The following is a 15,436-nucleotide window of genomic DNA, read 5'->3' as shown; positions in this document are numbered from 1 at the left end:
CTCGAATGCAGCATGAGGCTGACGCAAGCGGCGGGTAGCTGAAGACTCGCTGATAGAAGCCCTCACCATTGGTGAGGGCTTTTTCATGTCGGGCATGAATAAAAAAGTGATAGCTGGAGCTTGCGGTAAGGTAACTGTCGTCAGCTGTCTGGTATGCTGAATGGCGACCAGTGCACAGACTGATACAGGCCCTGATGGTAGGACCCTTTTCTGTAGACCCTGTTTTCAGTCCTTGATCTTCAGACCCTCATTTCAAGTCTCGGAGTCGCTGCGGCGCTCGCTGGAGGCTTCTGTTTTCAAAGCATCAGTACAACAAGGCAGAGACACCATGTCACATCGTGCATTACCCCTCGCCTGCGCCCTTGCGCTCGGCCTGTCCACTCTGGCATCCCAGGCCGTGCTGGCCGATGGCAGCCCCGCTCAGCAGCGTGCAGAAGCAGCCGCTGGCAAGCTGGACATCTCCAAGTTCCTCAAGCCGCGCAGTGATGCCCACAGCCAGAACTTCCTGTTCGGCGGCACCAGCGTGCATCAGTTCACCATCAAGGAAGCCGGACGTTACGAAATCGATGGCGTCGCCAGTTTCGATGTGACCGACCCCTACACCATGAAAGCCACGCTCGAGAGTGAGCAGGGCGAGGTCGTGGCCACCGCAGAAGGTGACAGGGCCTCCAATGGCTTGACCCTGAATACCGAGCTTGAGCCGGGCGTCTACAAGCTGCGTGTGCGCGCCGACAAGTTGGGGGCTGGCAAGTCAGGCGGCAACACCTATGAAATCAACGTCGCAGGCCTGAGCGAGAGTGGCGAGAAGTTGAGTGCCGAGGAAAGCGGCATCGAGACCGGCAACGGCCTGGTCTTCCTGGACACCGATAGCGATGGCCGTCGTACTGCCTTCGTCGATGCCAACGATGAAGTCGCGACCATCAAGCCGGCCACCGTTGCCGCCGCCGAACAGGCTGCCCGCGAGAAGAAGGCTGCCGAGACGGGCAATGCGGCGGCTGAAGGGGCTTCTGCCACAGGCGCCGCCACTGCTGCTACGGCAGCCGCGTCTGGAGCAGCCGAGACGTCTGCCGCGGCTGCCACGACCGCTGCTGCCACGGGTAGTGCAGCCGTGACGGAAGCCGAAGCGGAGCCGGATCGTCGTTTCGATGAGATCGTCACCGATGTGCGCATTCTCGAGAAGGGCGAGGTCATGACCTTCGATGTCGCGGATCGTGGCACCGTGACCATCGACAGCGAGACCTTCCCTGGCAGCGAAGGCACCTACAAGCTGCAGATGCGCCTGCTCGACGAGAACGGCAACACCGTCGCCAGCGACAAGGGCGAAGGCTTCCAGGGCGACTTCCACCTCAAGACCGTGCTGGAGCCGGGGCGTTACACCGTCTGGGTCAGCGGTCAGAAGTTCGGCTCCTCCATGCAGGGCGTCAACAACTACACCGTGCGGGTGCAGCAGCTCGACGTGAAGTGATCTGCAAGGGATGACCCCGACACTGTCGGGAGTGTCACCAGGGCGGCCCATCGGGTCGCCCTTTTTTGCTGCCCTGAGCATGAGCAATGGTGCCGGCCTTGGCGTGAGCGATGCTGTCGATGGCAGCGCGAGCAATTGTCTCGACAGCTGTGCGAGCGTTCCGGGCGCGCAGTGTCTGTCCCCGCGGGCTTCGGGTATACTTCGCGCCCAGCTATGCTGTCGTCACGACCCTGCCGCCCGCTGTCTGGAGATCATCATGTACTCGTTTGCTCGCTCGCTTCTTTTCAAGCTCGACCCGGAAACAGCTCATGGTGTGACGCTGAGTGCTCTGGACATGGCGCACCGCCTCGGCATGGCGCGTGGTCTGGGCGGTGAAGCGCCGCGTGATCCGGTCTCGCTGATGGGGCTTGAGTTCCCCAATCGCGTTGGTCTGGCGGCAGGTCTCGACAAGAATGCCGATCACCTCGATGCGCTCGCCGCTCTGGGCTTCGGCTTCGTGGAGGTCGGCACGGTGACGCCGAAAGGGCAGGACGGCAATCCGAAGCCGCGTCTGTTCCGGCTGCCGGAGCATCAGGCGATCATCAACCGCATGGGCTTCAACAATGCCGGAGTCGAGCATCTGGTCGCGAAGGTCAAGGCCAGCCAGGCGCGTGGTGCCTCCGGTGTCGTGTTGGGGATCAACATCGGCAAGAACCTGACCACGGCGGTGGATGATGCACTGAGCGACTATCTGGTCTGCCTCGATGCCGTGCATGCGCATGCCGACTACATCACCGCCAATATCTCCTCGCCCAATACCCCGGGGCTGCGTAACCTGCAGTTCGGCGACCATCTCAGCCAGCTGCTGGCCGGGCTTCGTCAACGTTGCGATCAGCTCGATGCCGAGCGCGGCAGGAAGGTGCCGCTGGTGATCAAGATCGCGCCTGATATGGACAGTGAAGAGATTCTGTTCGTGGCGCGGGCGTTGGCGGACAACGGCATCGATGGCGTCATCGCCACCAACACCACCATCGAGCGTACGGCGGTGGCGGGTAGTCCGCATGCGCAGGAGGCGGGCGGACTTTCCGGCGCACCGGTGCGTGAATCCTCCACCCGTGTGATTCGTGGCCTGCGTGAAGCGCTGCCGAACATGCCGATCATCGGTGTGGGCGGTATCACCGATGGCGAGAGTGCACGTGAGAAGGTTGCCGCGGGGGCGGATCTGGTGCAGCTGTATTCCGGGCTGATCTACCGCGGCCCGGCTTTGGTCGGCGAGTGCGCGCGTGCACTGGAAAAGGCCGATACCCTGATCAAGGTGTGATCCGGGCCTGGGCTTCGTCGCAGCGTGATGCTGGCATCCTTCGCTTACGGCGCTTCAATAGAGGGCCGAGTGGGGAAGGGCAGACATAGAAAAGCCGCCTTCTGACATCAGAAGGCGGCCTCGGTACCGGCGTGAATGATGATATGACAGCGGCAGGGAAGTGATGCGTGATCTGCCGTTGTCGTGTTGGCTGCCATGTCCAGCCAGCGTGCACGATGCGAAGCGCTTTTGCCGTCAGAAACGGCGGTTGGGGGTTGGCCCCTTGAGCTCATCGGGTGCGTGGATGGTTGAAGCAGGCCTGGAAAGAACCTGCTGATGCAGTCAAGGTGAACGTTTGCCCGAGTCGTGCTCCGCGCTGGACCGTCGTCCTCGCAGGCCGTCGCCTGCTGCGCCTCCTCTTCTGGAGCCATACCACGATTAAAACGACACGAGCGCCAACATCTCGGCCTTTCAGGAAGTGAAGCGAGTCGGCCCCATTGCCTACTGCATCTCTTGCCTGTCAGTGCCGCGCGTCATCAAGATAGAAATAAGGCGTTACCTCCCTGGTGATTTGACGTGTCGCTGGGCGACTTCCGTGGGATTTTCCGGGTGATGTCGTCAAACCGACTCACCGTGAACACCTCGAGTCCTCTCTGTACGTGCCAGCCAACCCTGTAACTTGTCAGGCGCCGGTGGCGTGATGCTGGAGAATCCGCTTGGGCAGCGCATCGGGCTGCGTCGGCGGGGTGAAAGGCGCCAGGCGCCGTATTGCCAGTGTCATTCCGTGACGTGCCGCTTTCCTGAAATGGGATGACCTCCTGGTCGCGGATGATGAACCTTGACGTCATGCGGTGCTCAGCTGAGCACCATGGGGTTCTTGTGGATGCCGGAGACGCCGGTCATTCCCGACCATTGGTCCCCGCGGCCTTCACGCCAGCCGCTCATCCAGAATTCACGTAGATTGACATCGATACTGGGACAATCATCACGGGAACGGCCGGTGACACCAGCCTTGTAGCCGTGAACATAGGCACGCTGAAAGCGATCACGTTTCTGTCTCTTCATGGATGACCTCTAAGTGAGAACCCATCGGCACTGTGTGTCAGTGATGGCGAAACGTACCCGGCGAGACCTTGTCTGGCCGCGGTTGTCCTGCCATTGGACATGCCGAGTGAGAGAGTTGGCCGATGCCCTGTCGGGCACTGCCGGCCTCGTGCATCATCACCTCGCGTCGTTGGCCATTCTTGTCGGAAAAGGTCACGAGTGTGAGATGATGGAAGGTCTTGCCTGTATATGCTCGAGCGTGATGGTGAAAAGGCGACTGCCTTGCCGTGCCGGAAGTCCGATCTCCTGAGCGGCACAGGTAGGCTGCCCGAATGAGGCTCGTGTTCCTTGATCCTCGATTTCGCATGGCGTGCCACCTTTCCGAATTGCAGCTACACCTATAGTTTTTAGAACACTGCCTCTGGCTTGTCGACAGCCGTATAGGAATATCGCTAGTGCCAGAAGCCAACTCACAGGAATAAGTCCGGCACCTGCCGGTGAGAGATTCATGACTGATACGACCTCTGCGACTACACCCCGCGCGCCCAGCAACTCGCTCTCTACCTGGTTTGCGACCTGCCCGCGTGGCATCGAAACGCTGCTGGCCGATGAGCTGACGGCTCTGGGTGCCGAGGTGACTGGCACGACCGTCGCTGGCGTACACTTCAACGGTAGCCAGGAAACCGCCTACCGCACCATCCTGTGGTCGCGACTGGCCAACCGCATCATTCGTCTGCTCACTCGCGTGGGTGGCGTCGACACCGGCGAGCAGCTGCGCAAGGCGAGTGCGGGTGTCGATTGGGCGATGGAATTACCGGATCGAGCCTCTATCGCCGTCGATTTCCATGGAACATGGAAAGACATTCGGCACACCTTCTTCGGTGCCCAGACCGTCAAGGACGGCATCGTCGAGGCGATGTTCGAGGAAGGCCGCAACAAGCCGACCGTCGATGGCAAGAATGCCGATCTGCGTATCTACGCGCACCTGCACAATGGCTACATCACCCTGGGCATCGACCTCGTGGGGCGCAGTCTGCACCAGCGTGGCTACCGTCCTGATCTCGCCCATGCGCCGCTGAAGGAGAACCTGGCGGCTGCCCTGCTGATGCGTGCCGACTGGCCGGCGCGTGCGGCGCGTGGCGAGAGCCTGGTCGATCCGATGTGCGGTTCCGGCACGCTGCTGATCGAGGCAGCCTTGATGGCCGCGGATATCGCGCCGCAGTCGCTGAATCAGGATTTCGCCTGCCGCCACTGGGGGCGCCATGACGAGCGCATCTGGAAAGGCCTCTGGGAGGAGATGGAGCAGCGTGCCATTGCCGGACGCCGCAAGGTCACCGCGCGCCTGTTCGGTCGTGATCACAGCCCGCAGGCGATTTCTGCTGCGCGCTCCAACGCCATGCGTGCCGGCATTCCGGCGCTGATCGAGCTGGAAGGCGCCTCCGTCGCCGAGCTGACCTGTCCCGAAGGCGCCACCACGGGCCTGGTGATGACCAACCCGCCCTACGGTGAGCGTCTAGGCGAGCTGCCGGCACTGGTGCCGCTCTACGCAAGCCTCGGTGAGCGCATGAAGCGTCACTTCGGCGGCTGGACGCTTGGCATGTTCACCGGCAATCCGGATCTCGGCCACCGTCTCGGCCTGCGTGCGCATCGTCAGTACGCCTTCCGCAACGGCCAGCTCGACTGCAAGCTGTTGATGATCGATGTGGCGGCGCGTGAGCGTGCGGTCGACGAAGACAGCGTGGCGGAAGATTCCCGCAGTCAGCCCGCGCTGAGCGAGGGCGGCCAGATGTTCGCCAATCGCCTCAAGAAGAACCAGAAGTCACTGGCGCGTTGGCTCAAGCAGAGCGGAACCACCTGTTATCGCCTCTACGATGCCGACATGCCGGAGTACGCGCTGGCCATCGATATCTATGGCCGTCACGTGCACGTGCAGGAATACACGCCGCCCAAGTCCGTGGATGCCAGTCAGGCGCAGCGCCGCCTGATGGATGCACTGGCGGCGATTCCCCAGGTGCTGGGCTGCTCGCCCAACGATATCCATATCAAGCAACGCACCCGTCAGGCGGGCAAGGCGCAGTACACGCGCCAGGACAGCTCCGGTCAGCGTATCGAGGTGAAGGAAGGCGATGCCAGGCTGTGGGTGAATCTCAAGGACTACCTGGATACCGGCCTGTTCCTGGATCACCGTCCGGTGCGCAAGCTGCTGGGCAAGGAAGCGGACGGCAAGCGGGTGCTCAACCTGTTCTGCTATACCGCGACGGCCACCGTGCATGCGGTGCTGGGTGGCGCGAGTGAAAGCGTCAGCGTCGACATGTCCAATACCTATCTGGATTGGGGGCGCGAGAACTTCAAGCTCAATGGCATCAGCGAGAAACGCCATCAGCTGGTGCGTGCCGACTGCCTGAAGTGGCTGGAGCGCTCCCGCGAGGAGTTCGACCTGATCTTCCTCGATCCGCCGACCTTCTCCAACTCCAAGAAGATGGAAGGCACCCTGGATATCCAGCGTGATCACGCGCGCCTGATCGACCTGGCGATGGCCAGTCTGGCGCCGGGCGGCACGCTGATCTTCTCCAACAACCATCGTCGCTTCGTGATGGATGACAGCGTCAGCCAGCACCATGTGGTGGAAGACCTGTCGCGCAAGCTGTTGGACCCGGACTTCAAGCGTCGTCCGGATATCCACCACGTCTTCCGCATCCGTCGCGCCAGCGATGTGAAGGGCTGAGCGATGGCCGGCGTCCCGCTGTGGCTTTACACCACGGCGGGCTGTCATCTGTGTGCCCGGCTGGAAGCCACGCTGCAGGCGCTGGGGGCGGATGTCACGCTCACGCGGGTCGAGATCGCCTTCGACGCGCAGCTGAGCGAGCGTTACGCGACGCGCATTCCTGTACTGGCAAGCGCAACGGGTGCGGAATATTCGCTGGCCGATGGCGAAGAGGTGTTGCCGGAGTGGTTGCGCGCGCAGGGCGTCGAAATGACGCCTCAAGCCGAGCGCGACTCAGCCACTGAGCCACAGGGCCCCAGCCTGCGCAACGGGCGTCGTTTTCTGCGCTGAGCGGCGTAGGCGTGTCGCTTGACGTTGATGCAAAAAGACCGCCGCTACCTCAGGGTAGCGGCGGTCTTTTCGTGTCCGGCACCGTGCTGCGCGCTAACTCTCCAGCAGCGACATCTGGCGCATGGCGTCTTCGGCTTCCGGACTGTCGGCCGTGGCCTCCAGCACCTTGGTGTAGCCGCGTGAGGCCTGGATGTGGGCGAGGTCGCTGACCCAGGTCATGGCCTGTTCGTGGCTTTCGGCGAGATCGTGCTTCAATCCGCCGAACTGGGTGCCGATCTGGCCCCATGAGCGGCTGACGATCCAGTCGCCGAACATGTCCTGATGCACATGGACCAGAACGTAATCGTGGTGGCTTTCCCAGCGGATGATCACGCGTGACTCCCGAGGCGAAACGATGGTGGCTGGACTCAATCATGAGCTTGTGACGCCCGTTGCGTGCGCCTAAGATGGCACGGCGGCGGGCAAGCAAGCATACCATTGTAATCTTCACGTGCCTTGCGGCAAGGTGTGAAGTCACTCAGGCGCTCATGTTGGCCCGTGAACCCGCAGCGACACTCATTGCCACAGCAAGGAAAGGCAACAGATGCATATCATCGTGGACGATAACGTCCCTCTGGCAGAGGAATTCTTCTCCGAACTGGGAGAGGTGACCTGCATGCCGACTCGCGAGATCACCAATGCCGTCCTCAAGGACGTCGACATGCTGATCTGTCGCTCTACCTTGCGCGTGGATCAGGCGCTGTTGGAAGGAACGCGGGTGCGCTTCGTCGGCTCGCCGATCATCGGCACCGACCATGCCGATCTCGAATGGCTCGCGGCCAATGATATCCACTTCACCAACGCGCCGGGCTGCAATGCCGACTCGGTAGTGGATTATGTGCTGTCGTCGCTGTGGCATCTGGCCGAGCAGGAAGGGCTGGATCTGCAGCTGGACCGACGCTTCGGCGTGGTCGGGGCCGGGCAGGTCGGGTCACGACTGGTCAAGCGTCTCGAGTCGCTGGGCGCCGAGGTGCTGGTCTGCGATCCGCCGCGTGCCGCGCTTGAGGGTCAGAGCGATGAGCGCCCCGAGAAGTCCCGCTTCGTGGACCTCGATGAGCTGGTCGCCGAGTGTGATGTCATCTGCGTGCACACCCCGATGGTCACCAGCGGCGAGCACCCGACCCACCATCTGATCAATGCCGAGCGCATCCGCGCCATGAAGCCCGGCAGCGTGCTGCTGAGTGCCGGCCGCGGTGGCTGTGTCGATACCGCAGCGCTCAAGCAGCGCCTCAAGGAGCAGGCTGATCTGCTGACCGTGCTGGATGTGTGGGAAAACGAGCCGGATATCGATGCCGAGCTGGCCGCGTTGGTGGACATCGCCACGCCTCACATCGCCGGGCATAGCCTGGATGGCAAGATGCAGGGTACCGAGATCATCTATCAACAGGCCTGTCGTCACTTCGGGCTGCCGGCGCGCCGCAAGCTAGGTCAGCTCAAGCCGGATCCGTGGCTGCGCAAGCTGGTGCTGACGGGCTGGGCGCCGCCGGAAGAGGCGCTCGGGCTCTGCGTGCGCGCCTGCTATGACGTGCGCCGCGATGCGCTGGGTCTGCGTCGCTATCAGCGCCGTTTCGGCAATGCCGAAGGGTTCGTGCGTTATCGACGGGAATATCCGCTGCGCCGCGAGTTCTCCACGCTGCGCGTCGAACTCAAGAAGAATGCCCGCGAACTGCGTGAGGTACTCGAGGGCTTCGGTTTCTCCCGCGTCAAGCTGGTCAGCAAATGATCATGGCGTGACTCGCAAGACGCCTGGAACGCCCCTGTCAGCCCTGCTGGCGGGGGCGTTCGCGTTGTGGAGGTCGCCTGATGGACGAGGACCTTGCCGCATGCCTGAATCCTTGACCGTTTCGGTCTTCGACCTTGGTCGATATAATGCGCCCCAGATCGCCTGGCGACACGCGCCGGGGCTGGTCTTGACGGCATGCCCCGCCTGACGCTGCGGCGTTGCTCCCCATTCTCCGTGTCTTCTGCCATGCCCGTCACCACGCGGCGTGTCGGCGTCCTCATTTCTTGAAGATGGTGTCTTGAATGCAACAACACCCTGATAACTCTGCTGAGGACAGCGGCTATCGTCCGCCTTCTCTGCTGGATGCCCTGATTCCCATCGTGCTGGTCATCGCCATGCTGGTGCTGGCGGTGGTGCTGTTCGGTGCCGATGCCTCCTGGGGGCCCAATCAGGTCGCGCTGCTGTCCGGTGCGATGATCGCGGGCCTGATCGGTCTCAAGAACGGCTATCGCTGGAGCGATATCGAAGAGGGGATCAACAAGGGCATCCAGATCTCGCTGGGCGCGATCCTGATCCTGCTGGCGGTCGGCGCGATGATCGGCACCTGGATTCTCGGCGGCACCGTGCCGGCGATGATCTACTACGGACTGGACGTGATCGCCCCGCAGTACTTCTATGCCTCCGCCTGTCTGCTGTGCGCGCTGGTGGCGCTGTCGGTGGGCAGCTCGTGGACGGTCGCCGGTACCATCGGCATCGGTCTGATCGGTATCGCCGATGGCCTGGGGCTGTCCGAGGCGATCACCGCCGGCGCGGTGATTTCCGGGGCCTACTTCGGTGACAAGCTCTCGCCGCTGTCCGATACCACCAATCTGGCGCCGGCAGCCGCCGGTACCACGCTGTTCGCGCACATTCGCCATATGCTGTGGACCACCGTGCCCAGCATCCTGCTCGCGTTGGCAGGCTTTCTGTGGCTCGGTCACGACTCCGTCTCCAGCCTGCAGACGCCGGAACAGGTCGCCAACCTGCGTGCCCAGCTGGGCGAGCAGTTCAACATCGGCCTGCATCTGCTGATTCCCCTGCTGGTGCTGCTGGTGATGGCCGTGCGTCAGATGCCCGCCTTCCCGGCCATCTTCATCGGCGCGGCGCTGGGCGCCGTCTTCGCGGTCATCTTCCAGCCGCAGGCGGTGATGGGGCTGGCAAGCGTCACGGACATGTCCACCGCCATGGCGCTGCTCAAGGGCGTGTGGATGTCGATGTTCGACGGCTATGTGTCTCACAGCGGTGATGAGGTGATCGACTCGCTGCTCTCCAAGGGTGGCATGAGCAGCATGCTCAACACCGTATGGCTGATTCTGTCGGCGATGACCTTCGGTGGCGTGATCGAACGCCTCGGTCTGCTGGAGCGTCTGGTGCAGAGCCTTCTGGGCGCGACACGCAATGCCGGTTCGCTGGTCATCACCACGCTGGGTACCTGCCTGGCCTCCAATGTGGTGACCGGCGATCAGTACATCTCGGTCATCCTGCCGGGGCGCATGTATCGCGCCGAGTTCCGTCGCCGCCGCCTGGCGCCGGTCAACCTGTCACGCGCGCTGGAAGACTCCGGCACCATCACCTCGCCGCTGATTCCCTGGAACAGCTGTGGCGCCTACATGGCGGCCACCCTGGGCGTCGCGACCTTGAGCTACCTGCCCTTTGCGCTGTTCAACCTGATCAATCTGGCGCTGGCGGTGGCCTATGCCATGGTCGGCTTCAAGCTGGAGCGCCTTGAAGAGGGTGAGGGAGCTGAAGGCGTGGAACCGACGCCGCTGGCCGAGTCGCTGGTGCTGGATACGCCCCACGAGACCTCGGAGTCACGCTGACTCAGACCTGGGACATTAAGAGAAAAAGCCCGCCACGTGGATCACGTGGCGGGCTTTTTGCTGTCTGCAGGGGCCATTCAGGCCGTGCAGGATTGGCGGAGCTTACTTGTAGGCAGCGGCCTTGAGCGCGGCGATACGGTCATCCAGCGGCGGGTGGCTGGCGAACAGTTGCTCCATCAGCTTGCGGCTCTTGCCGGTGGTGATGGCGAAGGCGGTCATGGTGTCGGGCATCTGGTCCGGCAGCTCATGTTCCTGCTTGAGGCGTGCCAGGGCGTTGATCATCGAACCGCTGCCCGCGAGACTCGCGCCTGCGGCATCGGCACGGTATTCGCGCCAGCGCGAGAACCAGGCGACGATCATCGAGGCCACCAGGCCCAGCACCAGTTCAAGGACGAAGACCACGGCCATGTAGCCGAAGAAGCCCAGGCCGCCGCTGTTGTCATCTCGCTTCAAGAAGGCATCGATGGCATGCGCGGCAATGCGCGCGAAGAACATCACGAAGGTGTTCACCACGCCCTGGATCAGCGTCAGCGTCACCATGTCGCCGTTGGCCACGTGCCCGATCTCGTGCGCCAGCACGGCGCGCACTTCCTCGGGACGCATGCGATTGAGCAGGCCGGCCGAGACGGCGACCAGCGCATCATTGCGGTTCCAGCCGGTGGCGAAGGCATTGGATTGCTGCGCCGGGAAGATACCGACTTCTGGCATCTTGATGCCTGCGTCGCGCGCCAGTTCACCGACGGTATCCAGCAGCCAGCGCTCGGTATCGTTCTGCGGCTGTTCGATGATCACGGTGCCGGTCGAGGACTTGGCCATCATCTTGGACAGGAACAGCGAGATCACGGAACCGGCCATGCCGATGATGAAGCAGAAGATCAGCAGCGCCGTGTAGTTGATGCCGTTGGCTTCCATGTAGCCATCGAAGCCCAGCAGGCGCAGCGTGACACTGGCCAGCAGCACCACCGCCAGGTTGGTGATCAGGAAAAGGGCTATCCGCATCATGGGGTCAGGTCTCCAATGCCAATAAATCGGTAGGGCGCAATTATCTGCCCGCGATACTGACAGTGAGATGAATCACTGGTAGTGGCGCGGGCAGAATTTGCGTCGACAGTCTGCAAGGACGCTCTGCAAGGACAGCAAGGTATCACCACTGGAGGCGACCTGCGTAGCCCCTTGATCGCGGGGGCTGGGCCGACGTCAGGCCTTGCGACGTCGCGCCAGGAAGCGGCCGAGGCGTTCGATGGCTTCTTCCAGCTGGTCGGCGTAGGGCAGGGTGACGATGCGCAGGTGATCCGGATTCGGCCAGTTGAAGGCGGTGCCTTGCACCAGCAGCATCTTCTCTTCCAGCAACAGCTCCAGCACCATCTGCTGGTCGTCCTCGAAGGGATACATCTCTGGGTCGAGCCGCGGGAACATGTAGAGCGCGCCCTTGGGTTTCACGCAGCTGACGCCGGGAATCTCGTTGAGTTTCTTCCAGGCCGCGTCACGCTGGGCCAGCAGGCGTCCGCCCGGCAGGACCAGGTCATTGATCGACTGATAGCCGCCGAGCGCCGTCTGGATGGCGTGCTGCGCCGGGACGTTGGCACACAGGCGCATGCTGGCCAGCATGTCGAGGCCGGAGATGAAGTCGGCCGCCGGGCGCTTGTCGCCGGAGAGAATCATCCAGCCGGAGCGGAAGCCGGCGCAGCGATAGCTCTTTGACAGACCGTTCATGGTCACGATCAGCAGATCATCGGCCAGCGCGCCGGTGGAGACGTGCTCGGTACCGTCATAGAGGATCTTGTCGTAGATCTCGTCAGAGAACACCACCAGACCGAATTCGCGCGCGACCTGGAGGATGTCCTTCACCACCGCGGGCGGATAGACCGCGCCGGTCGGGTTGTTCGGATTGATCAGCACGATGCCCTTGGTGTGGCTGGTCACCTTGGCGCGGATATCCTCGATGGAGGGCGCCCAGTCCTGCGCCTCGTCACACAGATAGTGCACGGCGCGACCACCGGCCAGGTTGGCGGCAGCAGTCCATAGCGGGTAATCCGGTGCTGGTACCAGCAGCTCGTCGCCATCATCCAGCAATGCCTGCATGGCCAGCACGATCAGCTCCGAGACGCCGTTGCCGACGTAGATGTCCTCGATCCCGACACCCTGGATATCCTTGCGCTGGCACTCCTGCATGATCGCCTTGCGCGCAGAGTAAAGCCCCTTGGAATCACAATAGCCCTGCGCGGTCGGCAGGTTGCGCATCACGTCCTGCAGAATCTCTTCCGGTGCCTCGAAGCCGAAGGGCGCCGGGTTGCCGATATTGAGCTTGAGAATGCGATGGCCCTCGTCCTCGAGACGCTTGGCGTGTTCGAGAACCGGCCCGCGAATGTCATAGCAGACGTTGTCCAGCTTGTGTGACTTGCGAATTTCGCGGGGCTTTCTTTGCTCGGTATCCATGATGCTTTCCGTAGATCTCCGTCACGTAAGGTGTAGGGGCGAGCGTCCAGCATATCGCGCCGCTGGCCTGCCGCGCCACGGCCAAGGGCCAATAGCGTGGTTAAATTTGTGGTTTGAGATGTTCAGGCAGAAAAAAATCCCGTCAGAGGTTTTCTGGCGGGATTTTCAACTGGTATTCAAGCGTCTCCCGCGGGCGGGAGCCGGACGAGGGTCGCGTTAGCGCCTTGTTCTGGTAGCGTTATTCGCTCTCTTGCTCACGCGCTTCGGTCCCATCTTCCGTCTCGCCACTGGCTTCCGGCACCGGCTCGGCAGGAATGTCCGCCGGCGTTTCCAGCGTCAGACGTCCGAGCTTGCCATCGCGCAGTTCGTGCAGCAGCACCTCGGCACCGCGGTGCAGATCGATGATGCCACCGGCACGCAGGCCACCGCGCTTGCTGGCGATCTCTTCCAGAATCGCGACCCCATTGAAGCCGGACAGCGCCATCAGATCGACCTTGCGTGGGCCATCACTCTCGACTCGCTCGGCGTCAGGGTTGGCGCTGTAGGCCGGCAGTGACTTCAGCTTGTAGCGTGCGGTCAGCTCCGTGGGATAGCGCTTGGCCAGCTCCGCCGCGACGATCACCGCCACATCGGTGTAATCGATGGCGGTGTCACGGATCGCGCCACTGCCAGCCAGACGATAGGCGCTGGCCTGGTCCTCGATCTTCGGCCACATCACTCCGGGGGTATCGATCAGGGCGATGCCACCGTCGATGCGAATCTTCTGCTGGCGCTTGGTGACGGCGGGCTCGTTGCCGGTCTTGGCGATCTTGCGACCCGCCAGGCCATTGATCAGCGTCGACTTGCCGACATTGGGGATGCCCATCACCATGACGCGCGCATCGCGATCGACGCGAATATGACCGGCCATCTCGCGGCACAGTCGCGGAATCTGCTTGAGGTCACGGGCCTCGAGCGTGGTGATCGCCAGTGCGCGGGTGTTGGGCAGGGCATCGAAATACTCGACCCATTCGCGGGTGCGTGCCGGGTCCGCCAGATCGGCGCGAGACAGCAGCTTGAGTACCGGCTTGTGACGGGTCAGTTCGGACAGCACCGGATTGGTGCTGGAGTAGGGGAGGCGGGCATCGAGGACTTCGATGACCACGTCGATCTCGGGCAGCGCGTCCTTTATCTGACGGCGTGCCTTGTGCATATGTCCCGGATACCAGCCCAGCATGTCGCTTCTCTCCTGCCGTCAGGGGTATGACGGTTGTTCTGTCACCTCTGTCCTGCCTCCTTCTTCCCGCATGCCATGAAAGGCGCTCATCCATCAGGGGTGGCGCTGCATGGCATGCGGGTGAGGAGGGGACGCGTATGGCGACGCATTCTATCAGAGGCGGCCTGGCCATGGAGGCGCGCTATCCGGTCATCACTGCCCAGCGCCTCTATCGACTATCGATGTCCCGGGCGTCAGGCGCGTATCGGCTTGAAGCGCAACGCGACGGAGTTGATGCAGTAGCGCTGACCGGTGTCAGTCGGGCCATCCGGAAAGACGTGCCCCAGATGGGATTCGCAGCGGCGACAGCGCACTTCCACGCGACGCATGCCATGACTGGTATCGAAGTGCTCCTCGACAGCGGCATCGGCATAAGGGCGGTCGAAGCTTGGCCAGCCACAGCCGGAATCGAACTTGGTGTCGTTGTCGAACAGCTTGGCGTCACAGGCGATGCAATGATAGGTGCCCGGCGTCGGGCTGACTTCGTGATCGCCGGTGAAGGGGCGCTCGGTCCCTGCCTCGCGCGTCACCCGGTATTGTTCCGGCGTCAGTCGCTTGCGCCACTCCTCTTCACTGCGAATCAACTTGTCCTGAGTCTGCGGGTCTTGTTCGCTCATGGTCTTTTCTCTCTATCTATGCGTTTCTCGAATGCGTGCTCGTGCGAACCTGCAAGCAAGTTCTCCTGCGCGGCAATTCGAAAAGAGTGGCTGCCGGTCTTCACGCGAAACCCGGTACATACCCCCAGAATGCGGGCGTCAGGGCGTGACCACAAGCATGTGGTGGGTGAACTTGGCCAACGCCGGAAAAATCCTGTTGAAGCAGGGGGTTGACGAAGGGGGAGGGGCTTTGTAATATACGCGCCACCTCGACGAGGCAAGAACGTTACGTCCCATTCGTCTAGTGGTCCAGGACACCGCCCTTTCACGGCGGTAACAGGGGTTCGAACCCCCTATGGGACGCCACTTTCTTGCAGCGTAGAGACCGGAGTGCGGGAATAGCTCAGTGGTAGAGCACAACCTTGCCAAGGTTGGGGTCGCGAGTTCGAATCTCGTTTCCCGCTCCATTCGGAACAAGTGGTGTGACAAGGTCGCGAGCTGAACGTCAGCCCGGTCGAATCTCATCTCTCGCTCCAAAGGAAAAGGCAATGCGACAAGGTCGCGAGCTGGTTCGCCAGTCCGATCGAATCTCGTTTCCCGCTCCAGTGTGTCCCATTCGTCTAGTGGTCCAGGACACCGCCCTTTCACGGCGGTAACAGGGGTTCGAACCCCCTATGGGACGCCA

Annotated in this window: 12 protein-coding genes and 3 tRNA genes; 9 read left to right on the top strand and 6 right to left on the bottom strand. The window is 62.3% G+C overall.

From position 1 onward, the window contains the following. The first annotated feature begins 328 nt into the window (after nucleotides 1-328). Together CDPAHKCJ_RS11820 and CDPAHKCJ_RS11815 are read left to right on the top strand one after the other, a co-directional pair. The gene (locus CDPAHKCJ_RS11820) at nucleotides 329-1,465 is read left to right on the top strand and encodes a hypothetical protein (protein ID WP_166019977.1); all 1,137 of its coding nucleotides are present in this window, start codon (nucleotides 329-331) and stop codon (nucleotides 1,463-1,465) included. Between the two features lie 256 nt (nucleotides 1,466-1,721). Next, entirely contained in the window at nucleotides 1,722-2,765 is a 1,044-nt protein-coding gene (locus tag CDPAHKCJ_RS11815; protein ID WP_166019976.1) for a quinone-dependent dihydroorotate dehydrogenase, read from the top strand. Between the two features lie 834 nt (nucleotides 2,766-3,599). Here CDPAHKCJ_RS11815 and rmf read toward each other — a convergent pair. Beyond that, nucleotides 3,600-3,809: a ribosome modulation factor gene (gene rmf, locus CDPAHKCJ_RS11810; protein WP_043334308.1), complete on the bottom strand. Its 210-nt coding sequence runs from the start codon at nucleotides 3,807-3,809 to the stop codon at nucleotides 3,600-3,602. 487 nt (nucleotides 3,810-4,296) lie between these two features. On the opposite strand from rmf, the gene rlmKL reads away from it, so the two are divergent. Both rlmKL and CDPAHKCJ_RS11800 read left to right on the top strand, forming a co-directional pair. Next, on the top strand, nucleotides 4,297-6,513 hold the full coding sequence (gene rlmKL / locus CDPAHKCJ_RS11805; protein ID WP_166019975.1) for a bifunctional 23S rRNA (guanine(2069)-N(7))-methyltransferase RlmK/23S rRNA (guanine(2445)-N(2))-methyltransferase RlmL: 2,217 nt from the start codon (nucleotides 4,297-4,299) through the stop codon (nucleotides 6,511-6,513). A gap of 3 nt (nucleotides 6,514-6,516) precedes the next feature. Further along, complete coding sequence (locus CDPAHKCJ_RS11800; RefSeq protein ID WP_166019974.1) at nucleotides 6,517-6,843, top strand: glutaredoxin family protein; 327 nt, start codon at nucleotides 6,517-6,519, stop codon at nucleotides 6,841-6,843. A gap of 93 nt (nucleotides 6,844-6,936) precedes the next feature. Here the strand turns inward: CDPAHKCJ_RS11800 and CDPAHKCJ_RS11795 are convergent, their stop codons facing one another. Further along, the gene (locus CDPAHKCJ_RS11795; RefSeq protein WP_043334304.1) at nucleotides 6,937-7,215 is read right to left on the bottom strand and encodes a WGR domain-containing protein; all 279 of its coding nucleotides are present in this window, start codon (nucleotides 7,213-7,215) and stop codon (nucleotides 6,937-6,939) included. A gap of 211 nt (nucleotides 7,216-7,426) precedes the next feature. Between CDPAHKCJ_RS11795 and pdxB the strand changes: the two genes are divergently transcribed. Together pdxB and nhaC are read left to right on the top strand one after the other, a co-directional pair. Continuing rightward, nucleotides 7,427-8,605: a 4-phosphoerythronate dehydrogenase PdxB gene (gene pdxB, locus CDPAHKCJ_RS11790; RefSeq protein WP_166019973.1), complete on the top strand. Its 1,179-nt coding sequence runs from the start codon at nucleotides 7,427-7,429 to the stop codon at nucleotides 8,603-8,605. Between the two features lie 302 nt (nucleotides 8,606-8,907). Then, nucleotides 8,908-10,464 carry a Na+/H+ antiporter NhaC gene (nhaC, locus tag CDPAHKCJ_RS11785; RefSeq protein ID WP_166019972.1) on the top strand — a complete coding sequence of 519 codons (1,557 nt, stop codon included), beginning with the start codon at nucleotides 8,908-8,910 and terminating at the stop codon, nucleotides 10,462-10,464. Between the two features lie 102 nt (nucleotides 10,465-10,566). On the opposite strand, the gene htpX is transcribed toward nhaC, so the two are convergent. The 4 genes from htpX to msrB all read right to left on the bottom strand — a co-directional run bounded on the left by htpX (nucleotide 10,567) and on the right by msrB (nucleotide 14,772). Further along, on the bottom strand, nucleotides 10,567-11,466 hold the full coding sequence (gene htpX, locus CDPAHKCJ_RS11780) for a protease HtpX (protein WP_166019971.1): 900 nt from the start codon (nucleotides 11,464-11,466) through the stop codon (nucleotides 10,567-10,569). 195 nt (nucleotides 11,467-11,661) lie between these two features. After that, the gene (locus CDPAHKCJ_RS11775) at nucleotides 11,662-12,900 is read right to left on the bottom strand and encodes a pyridoxal phosphate-dependent aminotransferase (RefSeq protein ID WP_166019970.1); all 1,239 of its coding nucleotides are present in this window, start codon (nucleotides 12,898-12,900) and stop codon (nucleotides 11,662-11,664) included. Nucleotides 12,901-13,138: 238 nt separating this feature from the next. Beyond that, on the bottom strand, nucleotides 13,139-14,116 hold the full coding sequence (gene ylqF, locus CDPAHKCJ_RS11770) for a ribosome biogenesis GTPase YlqF (protein ID WP_166019969.1): 978 nt from the start codon (nucleotides 14,114-14,116) through the stop codon (nucleotides 13,139-13,141). Nucleotides 14,117-14,349: 233 nt separating this feature from the next. Next, a complete protein-coding gene (msrB, locus tag CDPAHKCJ_RS11765; RefSeq protein ID WP_043334292.1) occupies nucleotides 14,350-14,772 on the bottom strand; it encodes a peptide-methionine (R)-S-oxide reductase MsrB in 423 nt (140 codons plus the stop codon). Nucleotides 14,773-15,041: 269 nt separating this feature from the next. Between msrB and CDPAHKCJ_RS11760 the strand changes: the two genes are divergently transcribed. The 3 genes from CDPAHKCJ_RS11760 (at nucleotide 15,042) to CDPAHKCJ_RS11750 (ending at nucleotide 15,436) form a co-directional block, all read left to right on the top strand. Next, nucleotides 15,042-15,117: transfer RNA gene (locus CDPAHKCJ_RS11760), tRNA-Glu, on the top strand. A 26-nt stretch (nucleotides 15,118-15,143) separates the two neighbouring features. Beyond that, nucleotides 15,144-15,218, top strand: a tRNA-Gly gene (locus CDPAHKCJ_RS11755). Between the two features lie 142 nt (nucleotides 15,219-15,360). Then, nucleotides 15,361-15,436: transfer RNA gene (locus tag CDPAHKCJ_RS11750), tRNA-Glu, on the top strand.

Source organism: Cobetia sp. MB87, assembly GCF_011319755.1.
Taxonomy (GTDB): Bacteria; Pseudomonadota; Gammaproteobacteria; order Pseudomonadales; family Halomonadaceae; genus Cobetia.
Note: the sequence above shows the minus strand (reverse complement) of the source record. Positions and strands in the feature narration are given on the sequence as shown.

Bases quoted from the DNA above. Each gene is read 5' to 3' on its own strand.
- nhaC (WP_166019972.1), top strand. From the start codon at position 8,908: ATGCAACAACACCCTGATAACTCTGCTGAGGACAGCGGCTATCGTCCG.
- pdxB (WP_166019973.1), top strand. From the start codon at position 7,427: ATGCATATCATCGTGGACGATAACGTCCCTCTGGCAGAGGAATTCTTC.
- CDPAHKCJ_RS11820 (WP_166019977.1), top strand. From the start codon at position 329: ATGTCACATCGTGCATTACCCCTCGCCTGCGCCCTTGCGCTCGGCCTG.
- ylqF (WP_166019969.1), bottom strand. From the start codon at position 14,116: ATGCTGGGCTGGTATCCGGGACATATGCACAAGGCACGCCGTCAGATA.
- CDPAHKCJ_RS11815 (WP_166019976.1), top strand. From the start codon at position 1,722: ATGTACTCGTTTGCTCGCTCGCTTCTTTTCAAGCTCGACCCGGAAACA.
- CDPAHKCJ_RS11800 (WP_166019974.1), top strand. From the start codon at position 6,517: ATGGCCGGCGTCCCGCTGTGGCTTTACACCACGGCGGGCTGTCATCTG.
- CDPAHKCJ_RS11775 (WP_166019970.1), bottom strand. From the start codon at position 12,900: ATGGATACCGAGCAAAGAAAGCCCCGCGAAATTCGCAAGTCACACAAG.
- htpX (WP_166019971.1), bottom strand. From the start codon at position 11,466: ATGATGCGGATAGCCCTTTTCCTGATCACCAACCTGGCGGTGGTGCTG.
- rlmKL (WP_166019975.1), top strand. From the start codon at position 4,297: ATGACTGATACGACCTCTGCGACTACACCCCGCGCGCCCAGCAACTCG.
- rmf (WP_043334308.1), bottom strand. From the start codon at position 3,809: ATGAAGAGACAGAAACGTGATCGCTTTCAGCGTGCCTATGTTCACGGC.
- msrB (WP_043334292.1), bottom strand. From the start codon at position 14,772: ATGAGCGAACAAGACCCGCAGACTCAGGACAAGTTGATTCGCAGTGAA.